The organism is Streptomyces cinereospinus, from assembly GCF_042430725.1.
Lineage (GTDB): Bacteria > Actinomycetota > Actinomycetes > Streptomycetales > Streptomycetaceae > Streptomyces > Streptomyces cinereospinus.
Genome location: NZ_JBHMCY010000085.1, coordinates 23000 through 32034 on the forward strand (window position 1 = coordinate 23000; position 9035 = coordinate 32034).

Below are 9035 nucleotides of genomic sequence, written 5' to 3' on the forward strand. Positions count from 1 at the left end.
CTCACGCAGGCGATGGTGCGGAGCCTGATCCAAAATGCCCCTTTGGGCGTATGCGGCATCCCTATGATGACTGCGGCACAAGGGGGTAACCAGATGAGCGCGAAGGCTGCCACCAGAACGGATGCCGGCGGCAGTGCAGGCACCGGGGGTTTCGACTACCAGGCGCGGGTGGCGGCCTGGTTCGCGGTCCAGGCGCTCGCCGGTGCCGCGTCTGCGGGGGTGCGCGGGCTGTTCGGCAGCGCTGTGCAAGAGATCTCCTGTGAGACGAAGGCGCCGATCGACGACTGCCTGGTGCGCCTAGCGAGCGGAGCGGTCCTGGCGCTGCAGGCTAAGCGGTCCATCTCGCTGGGAACGACCGAAAAGAGCGAACTGGCCAAGACTGCGGGCCAGTTTGTACAGCAACATCTGTGGTCGGGGCATGAAGAGGACCGCTTGGTGTTGGTGACCACTTCGGACGCCTCCTCAGCTGTCACCAAGGATCTCGCAGAGGTTTTGGAACGCATGCGGAAGGCTCCTGCCGCTGCCAGCCCTACCGCCGGGTTCAACGCCAAGCAGGTCCATGCCCATGCCACGTTCGTCGATCACGTGAAGCGGGAGTGGAAACGCGCATGGCCTGCTACCGAGCCGACCGGCGAGGAGCTGCGGGCCTTTCTGGCGCACTGCTGGGTGTGGGTGCTGGATACCGAAGAGGGCCGAGACGGCGAGCGCGAGGCCCTGACACTGCTGCGGACCGCTGTCGTCGCTGACCCGGCTCGGGCCGACGCCGCTTGGGATGCGCTGTTGCGGGTCTGCACCCAGCTGTCCAAGCAGAAGATCGGCATCGACCTGGTAGGACTACAGCAGGAACTCACCGAGACGTCCAAGATTCAGCTTGCGACGATCCGTGACTTCCGCGAGGACGTGGCCCGACTGGCCGCGCTGACCCAGCAGACGCTGGAGCAGATGGAAGGCGAACTGACCGAGATCCCCGGCCCCCAGGGCGACATCAGGGTCCATCGGAGTGTGGACGGGGTTCTGGCTTCACGTGTGGAGCAGGGGTCGTGCCTGGTGACGGGCGAGCCTGGCGCAGGTAAGAGCGCCGCTCTGCACTGTCTGGCAAGCACTTGGGTATCTGCCAACCGACCAGTGCTGTTCGTGCAGGTGGGAAGCATCGCCGCGACAAGTGCTGGCCAGTTGCAGGGTGAGCTGCAACTGGAGCATCCGCTGCTCGAGACGCTGGAGCAGTGGTCGCCGGGCAGCCGGGGACTGATGGTGCTGGATGCCCTGGATGCTGCACGCGCCGATGCAGCCGGTGAGCTGTGGCGGCTACTCATCCGACAGGTGCATCAGCGGCTTCCCCACTGGAGTGTGGTGGCGTCGATCAGGACCTGGGACCTGGTGCACTCGGTCAGTCTCGGCTCACTGATTTCTGGCGATGCCGTGGTGGTGGGCGACTTCGACGACGCCGAGTTCCACGAGATCACCAGGTCCCTGGTCTCTCTAGCCGAGCTGGAAGCCTCCTCCGAGGAACAGGTCAAGCACCTGCTGAGAAATCCTTTCAACCTGCGTCTGGCCGCCCAGCTGCTCCTGGAAGGTGTGGTGCCCGCCGACCTGCAGGCCATCGACAGCCGTTTGGATCTGCTGAGCCGCTACTGGCAGCACCGTGTGAGCGGGCATCCGGACAGCCCTCAGCGACGCGCCTTCATTGCCGAGTGGTGTCAAGCCGCGGTCACGGCCCGTAAACTGGCCATCTCCGCTCAGCCTGTCTTGGCCGGCAACACGACCGCAGCCGATGTGCTGAACGCCCTGCTGTCCGACCGGGTACTGATGCCTGCTTCCGTGTCCGAGATCGGGGTGGACAGCGGGCTGCTGGGGCCAGTGCAGTTCTCCCATAATGTCCTGTTCGACTACGCCCTCGCTGTCGCCCACTTCGCCACCGGCGATGATGGCCTGGCTGGCCGTCTCGGCTCCGATCCCGATGCACTGCTGTTCGCCCATCCCAGCGTGGACATGTATCTGGAGCTGTCCTGGCGTCAGGGGCCCGAGCGGTTCTGGCAGCTCGCGCTTCGGCTTGCGGCGCCGTCGCTGCCGCGGATGGCGACTGCGGCGGTCGCCGCGGTGGTGGTGCGCTGCTGCCGCACCGCCGGCGCTCTGGCACCGCTGCTCACTCAGCTCGCGGCGGGCTCCCCCGAGGCACGGCAGCTGGCGCATGCGGTTGCCGTCGCCGTGTCCCTCGCGGCAGGCAACGACGCCGTCGGCGATCCGGGCATCTGGTGCGACTGGGCCGAGCAGTTGTCCCAGCAGCCCGCAGCCGCTACCGGCGCCCTGCTCATCCTGGTCAGCGACCTGGCAGCTACTGCGCTGCCGGCGCCCGCCGCGGAGCAGTGCGGCCGCGCGGCGCGGGCCCTCGTGGCCCACCTGTGGACGCTGCCTGTCTCCCGACAAAGCTGGCCGGCGATCACCGCGGTGATCCGCACCGCATCCAGCGCCCCGGAGACGACCTGTGCTCTGCTGCGCCAGGCGCTGAAGGGCGAGCAACTGGCCGAGCGCGGCCACAATGACCTGTTCCCTCTCACCCAGGACGTCCCCCGCCTGATGGAGTGTCTTCCGTCGCTGGTGACGGATCTGTACGTGGCCGTCATGAGCTACGACGAGACGTCCACCGCTGCCACCCAGCTGGGGTCGGGATCCGTGCTGACGCTGGTCTCGACCCAGCAGCAGGACTACAGCGCCAGCCGCTACCAGCTGATCCAGCAGTTTCCCGGGGTTGTACGGCACGACCTCACCCGGGCCCTGGACATCCTGACCCGGCTCAGCCGCCTCCAAGGCGAGGCGGATGCTGTACACACCGATTGGCTGGCCGGCCGCGCTGTCGGTGTAATAGCCGACGGTTCGCGGCTCTGGGACCGTCCGTCGTACCAACGTCGAGATCTGGCGGCCTTGCTGGATGCTTTCGAGCAGACTATCGCCGCCTTCGGCGACCCAGTGCAGGCGCGGCAGTTGCTGGATGCGGTGGCGGCGGCCCCGCAGGCGGCTGCTGTGTGGCGGCACGTTCTGCGGGCTGCGGCAAACAACATGGTACTGGCACAGGAACTGGCCGCGCCGGCAGAGGCGATGGTTGTCTCGCTGAGCCTGCCGGATCTGCTGGTGCCGCTGGCCGGGCTGATCGGTGCCGTGTACCCGACGCTCGACGAGCAGCAGGCCGGCCGGCTCGAGGCGGCCGTCCGTGCGCTCAAGGACTCCGCCCCTGCTCAAGGCGGCGCTGCCTGGTCGTGGACTGATCCCTACCAGCTGCTCGTCGATGCGCTGTCGCCTCAGCCTATGATCCTGCCCGGCCTTGCCGAGAATGGCTCTGCCGGGACCGCGGACAGCGGCGACAGTGATCTGGCGCCGGCCGCACCCCATGCTGCCGCTGGACCGGGGCCTCTCAGCGCGACGGACCGAAGGGGCCTGCAACTGACGGGTGAGGTGGAACAGTTCGTCTCCGCCCACCGTGAGGGCAGTCCTGCGGTGGAGGCGATCACCGCTATCGAGGCGGTGGTGCGTGAGCTGTTCGCGGCCGGCGACCTGCTATCCGCCGCTGTGCGAGAGCGGGCCGAGCGTGCTCTGGCGCAGGCAGCGGAACTATTTACGCGTCCTGTCGGGGTGTCCGGCCCGTCCCTGGAACTGGCGCGCGAGGTGCTGCTGAGCATGCAGGCCGGACCTCAAACCACCGCCGGGAGCGACCACTTCAGCGGGGTGATTCCCGACGATGCATGTGGCTGGGCGGCCACCGGCCTGACGCAGCTCAGTCAGCTGCCCGGCCAGTACACGCCCGCAGTGAAGGAAGCCATCTGTCGTCTGGCCGAGCATCCCGTGAACTGGGTCAGAATCTGTATCGCTCGGGGCACGGGCATGCTGGGCCGGGCCGACGGGGAAACGGCTTGGAGTTTGCTGGAGCGCTTCGCTGATCAGGAGTCCGACCCGGTGCTGCTGTGTGACACCGTGCGGATGGCCTGCCTGCGTCTGGGCGACCCGGGCAGGGGCGTGAGACTCCTGTCCCGGGTGGCGGACCGGGTAGAGCCCGAGGACGGCCCGGCCTCCGTCTCCGCGCTCTGCACCGAGATCACCGGATACCTGTGGGTGGACACAGCCCTCGCAGAGGCCGGTACCGTCCTCGACGAGTTCCTCAAGCGCTGGGCCGGTCACACCATTTGGTCGAGGCTGCTGTTCAACCTCCGTGAGAACAAACTGCTGACCCACGACGATGACGCTGTCCGCACCCGTGCGTTCACCCTTGTGGGTCGGCTCGCCGAGCCTGCCCTCGGCATTCTCCAGCAGTCGCTGGCTGCTTCCGACAGGCCGTTGGACAGCGCCGACCAGGAACGCCTGCGAGCCAGTGCCCGCCTCCTGGACGACATCGCCCTGGGGCTGTGCGCCGCCAGCGGCGCCACTGGCAATGAGAGCACGGCCCCCAGCGTTGAGCAGGTGCGGCTAGTCGAGGAGGCCGCACCGATCGTGGCGCTGCTCGAGAACGCCTCCGTGCCCAGCGCCACGCACCATCTCATCCAGATGTACGAGCACATCTTTACCAGCATGCCGCAGCAGGCTCTGCTCGCGGTACGCGATCTGCTGACCGCGCCGGGGGCGCCCGCAGCGTACGTCTCCGACAGTCTGGCGCTGGATCTGTGTGTCCGTCTGGTCGAGCGGATTCTGGCCGACCATCAACAGTTGCTGCGCACGCCTGAATGCCTGACCGCGGTGCGGCAGATCTGCGACGTGTTCGTCGCCGCGGGCTGGCCACGCGCCCACCAGCTGGTCTTTGGGATCGAGCGGGCCTTCCGGTGATCCAAGCCGGCGTCCACCGTAGCGGCTCGGTGGTGCGCGCATCGCCGAATGCGGGTGTGCTGGCGCTCCGTTGGCCCGGCAGCGGCGGTACCGGGCCGGCGGCGGTCGTGGTCGGCGACGGTACCTGGTCATCTGAGCATCCACGACGTGAGCAGCGCGAGCGCTGCGATACCCGTGGCGAACATGATGAAGAAGGCCGAGACGGCCTCTCTCATGGCGACGGGCAGGCTGGCCCCGTCCAGGCGATGCAGCAGCCCCGCCAGGGCGGCCATGAGCGCGGCGCACAAGACGGTGACGGCGAGGACGAGGAAGGCCACGATGAGGGCAAGAGACATGTTTTCTCCTTCAGTTGGGGTGGATCACGCCAGGTGCGTAACGTGATGCCCCTACGGTGCCGACAGCGCCTGGTGTCCGTCACGTCAGTCGGACAGCCCTGTGCCCGGGCCATGAAATGTGCAGTTCAGAGGGGTCGTGCGTGTGGCAGGGTGTCCGACGGTGCGCGGGGCTCGGGCTCTGGGCGGAGCGAGGCGGGGAGGGCGTCGGGCCTGTGGCGGTGAGCGGGAAGGGCCCGGTAGAGCCGGAGGAGTACTTCCGCACGCTGCTGCTTGCCCTGGGTGAGCTGCGGGGCCTCGTTGAGGTGTCCTGGAGGCAGCTGGCGGCGCAGATCGGCGTGCCGCACACCACCCTGGAGTCCTGGCTGCGGCACGGGAAGGTCCCCGACGAGGTCGATGCGGTGAAGAGGGCGGCCGGTCTGCTGCTGGCTGCGGCACGCCAGCACTCCGGCGCATCAACTGCCGCCCATGTGGCTCGCCTTGATCAGGTCGACTGGTCGTCGGCGCACGCGGCTGTCCAGTCCGTGCGCGGTGAGGCGCGCAGCCGGTCAGCCCGTACCGGGCGAGCGCGGCGGGCGCAGCCACATCCGGCTGGCGCTGCTGTAGTGCAGGGTCCGGTCGTGCACCGTGCGGTGTCCTCGTGGAGCGCCCGCCAATTGCGCGTGCACGCCGCAGTGCCGGGCGAAGGATGCGCTGGCGAGCAGGAGGAGTTCGCGCTGCCCGCCTATGTGCCGCGGGAGCACGATGTCCTGGTCCGCAACCGGCTGCGGCGTCTTGCGGAGAGCGGCGAGGCAGCGCTCTTGGTGTTGCGGGGCGGCTCCTGTACAGGCAAGACCCGCACCGCGTACGAGGCGGTGCGGGAGGTGGTCCCCGCCTGGCCGCTGGTGTATCCGAAGACGGCCGAGGCTCTGGTGGAGCTATTGGCCGGCTCGCCCGTGGCGGCGAGGACGGTGGTATGGCTGGACGATCTTCACCGGCTGCTGGCCGAGCCTGAGGGGGAACAGGCGGCGGCCCTGCTGCGGGAGTTGCTGGAGCAGCCGGGTCCGGTGGCTGCGGTGGCGACGATCTGGCCGCAGAACTACCGGGCACTGGTGGCGACGCCCTATGACGGACAGGCAGATCGCCATGGCCAGGCCCGCGCTCTGCTCAGCAGCGGCTGGACGGTGGACGTGCCTGAGTCGTTCACCGGCCAGGCGTGGCAGGAGTTTGTGCGGCGGGCCGCCTCGGACCCGTCTCTGGCAGCGGTGGCGGCTGCTAACAGAGGAGGGGCGGTGACCCAGACCCTGGCAGCCGGGCCGGAGTTGCTGGAGCATTGGCAGCAGGCGCCGCACGCCTACGGCAAGGCGGTGCTCACCGCGGCCATCGACGCACGGCGCCTTGGCGTGCGCGCACCGCTGCCCGAGGCCTTCCTGAAACAGGCGGTCACGGGATATCTCACACCACGCGAGCGGGCCGAAGCGGAACCCAGTTGGTTCGAGCAGGCGTTGGCGTATGCGCGCCAGCCGATCAAGCAGGTCACCAGTGCACTGCTGCCGGTGGCCCACCCCACGCAGATGGGCCCGCTGCCGGGCGTGGTCGACGTGGTGGACTATCTCGAGCAGCACGCCGGAGCCCGGCGCTGGGACCAGGTGCCGCCCGCCACGTTCTGGGATGCCGCGTATCAACACCTCGGCAGCGGCGAGGATCTTGAGCGGTTGGCACTGCACGCCTTCTCACGCAGCCGCTACCGGACCTCCCGCGAGCTGTATCTGCGGGCTGGGATGCGGGGCAGCCCGGATGCCGTGGAGGGCATGTGCTTCAGCTACACCGAAACCGGCCGCATTCTGACCTTGCCGGGTCGCGACGAGGTCGCCGCACTGGCACGCGAGGCAAACGATGGCGGCTACAGCCTGTGGTATGTCGGCTCCACCCTGGCCAGCATCGGCACAGAGGAGCGCGACCAGCAGATGTGCGTCCTGGCCGCCGATCTGCTGGCCGACTCTTACACGGCGGGATACCGGGACGCCGCGTTTTCCCTCGCTGAACTGTGGGAGAGCACGGGTCTGCCCGAGGAGGCCGCCCAGCTCACCGAGCACGCGCGTCAGGCCGAGGTCGAGCCTGCCGCCGCATCTGGTGCGGATCTTGTGCTCGTCCAGAGAATCCGGGAGGTGCTGGAGCACTCGGCAGGCCCGCACGAGCACGGGCCAGCGAAAATCGTTGCAGCGCCGGGCGAGATCCGCCAGCTGGCACGCCGCCTCGCCCGCAAGCCGTCGCTGCTGCCGCTGCGCTGGCAGACCCGCCTGCCTGACCACGGATACGCAGATCTCACCGAGCAGCTGTTGTCCGCCCTGATCGACAGCGGCTCGCAGATCGCCGTCTTTGACCTCGAACGGTTCCTGGCACGCCAAGGACGGGATGAGGCTGCGGCATCCGTGCTGACGACGGCTGCGGAGGAAGGAAACGACCGGGCGGTCGCCGAGCTGGTCTCCCGCTGGTGTACGAGTCGGCCCGAGGAGGCGGGAAAACTGTTGGAGCACTGCCGTCGCAGCGGGCGGGCGCAGGCCGTGGTGTCCGCCGTGCGGCCGTTGCTGACTCGGCCCCAGCCTGCCGTACGGCGTCTGGCCGAGGAGCACCTTGGCCAGCTCGCGCAGGACGGTTCCAGTGGGGCACAGATGGTGCTGGCCGTATGGCGCCTTGATCAGTGGCAACAGTCCGGGCCCGTGGCAGGGTCGGCGGTGCCGCAGGAAATCCTGAGACTGTTGGAGAAGGCTTCTGCGCACCAGACCGAGGCACGCCGGCTGCTGGGACAGCGTGCGCTGATCGCCGGCAACGCGACGAAGGCCGAGTTCTTCTACCGCGGCGCCATCGACGGCGGCGACTACAGCGTGCTGACCGACCTCGCTCGGCTCCTGCATCCGGACTCTCACGACGGGGAGGCCCAGTTGGTCCGCTGCGGCCTGGAAGCAGACGGCTCCGCCAGCACGCCGTGGTAGCAGCCCCGAACACATTGCGCACCAGACGGCCCACGTCGGACGGTACGAAGGAGTAAGCGTGGAAGCGAACACGTCGCATCAGGATGAGGCCATCGCACGGCCCACGGCCCACTACCCCCGGGCCGACATGACGCCTGCCCAGTTCGAGCAGTTCGTCGTAGAGCTGCTGCAGTCCATACACCCTGCCGGAGTCGATCTCCAGGTGGCACTGCACGAGATGGTCCACGGCATGGACGGCGACTACGACATGGACGCCACCGTGCGCTACGAGCTCCTGGGCATGGATTTCCTGGTTCTGGTCGAAGCCAAGCACCACACCCATCCGATCAAGCGTGAACTTGTCCAGGTTCTGCATCACAAGCTCACGAGCGTCGGGGCGCACAAGGCGCTGATGGTGTCCACCGCTCCTTACCAGAAAGGCGCTCTGGTCTTCGCCCAAGCCCACGGCATCGCGCTGATGACTGTTACAGAGGGCCGCTACACCTTCGAGACCAAGTCCACCGATACCGCGCCCGTCATGACGCGCCAGGAGGCCCGGGACCGCTTCGGGGTCCCTCCCTTTGTCGCCCATCTGTACACGCCGGGGCAAAACGCCGGCTCGACCCGCGTCCAGCTGGTCACCCCTGAAGAGCCGGCCCCCTTGCACGAGTGGCTGCGGTAACCGGGGATGTCGGTTCCACCGTCGGCGATGGCCAGGGCAGCGTCACCCTGACGCCCCGTCATCGCCGGCCGCAGACTCCATAAGCAGCCGGAAGGGGTCGGCCACGGTGCACAGCCCAGGGGCGGTTCGCGCAGCCCGCTTCCGGCTCGCCCCGCATCATCCGTGCCGGGTATGGATCAGCAGGGCGACCGGGGTGAGTGCCAACGTGGCCTAAGGGCTTGCAGATCATCAAGGTGTTGCTTCCCGTCCCATGGCTCGTTGATG

At 68.2% G+C, this 9035-nt stretch carries 4 protein-coding genes; 3 read left to right on the forward strand and 1 reads right to left on the reverse strand.

Translation table 11 applies throughout. The annotated features are described in order from the left end of the window. The first annotated feature begins 93 nt into the window (after positions 1 to 93). On the forward strand, positions 94 to 4806 hold the full coding sequence (locus ACFF45_RS30855; protein ID WP_381350073.1) for a hypothetical protein: 4713 nt from the start codon (positions 94 to 96) through the stop codon (positions 4804 to 4806). Between the two features lie 128 nt (positions 4807 to 4934). Here ACFF45_RS30855 and ACFF45_RS30860 read toward each other — a convergent pair whose 3' ends face one another. Beyond that, positions 4935 to 5141: a hypothetical protein gene (locus tag ACFF45_RS30860; RefSeq protein ID WP_166630147.1), complete on the reverse strand. Its 207-nt coding sequence runs from the start codon at positions 5139 to 5141 to the stop codon at positions 4935 to 4937. A gap of 218 nt (positions 5142 to 5359) precedes the next feature. Between ACFF45_RS30860 and ACFF45_RS30865 the strand changes: the two genes are divergently transcribed. Next, positions 5360 to 8110, forward strand: coding sequence for a hypothetical protein (locus tag ACFF45_RS30865; protein WP_381350074.1), 2751 nt, complete (start codon positions 5360 to 5362; stop codon positions 8108 to 8110). A 58-nt stretch (positions 8111 to 8168) separates the two neighbouring features. Continuing rightward, positions 8169 to 8771: a restriction endonuclease gene (locus ACFF45_RS30870; RefSeq protein WP_166630149.1), complete on the forward strand. Its 603-nt coding sequence runs from the start codon at positions 8169 to 8171 to the stop codon at positions 8769 to 8771. Positions 8772 to 9035: the final 264 nt, after the last annotated feature.

What these genes read in the sequence shown, in the direction of transcription:
- ACFF45_RS30855 (WP_381350073.1), top strand. Translation starts at nt 94, where the DNA reads ATGAGCGCGAAGGCTGCCACCAGAACGGATGCCGGCGGCAGTGCAGGC.
- ACFF45_RS30860 (WP_166630147.1), bottom strand. Translation starts at nt 5,141, where the DNA reads ATGTCTCTTGCCCTCATCGTGGCCTTCCTCGTCCTCGCCGTCACCGTC.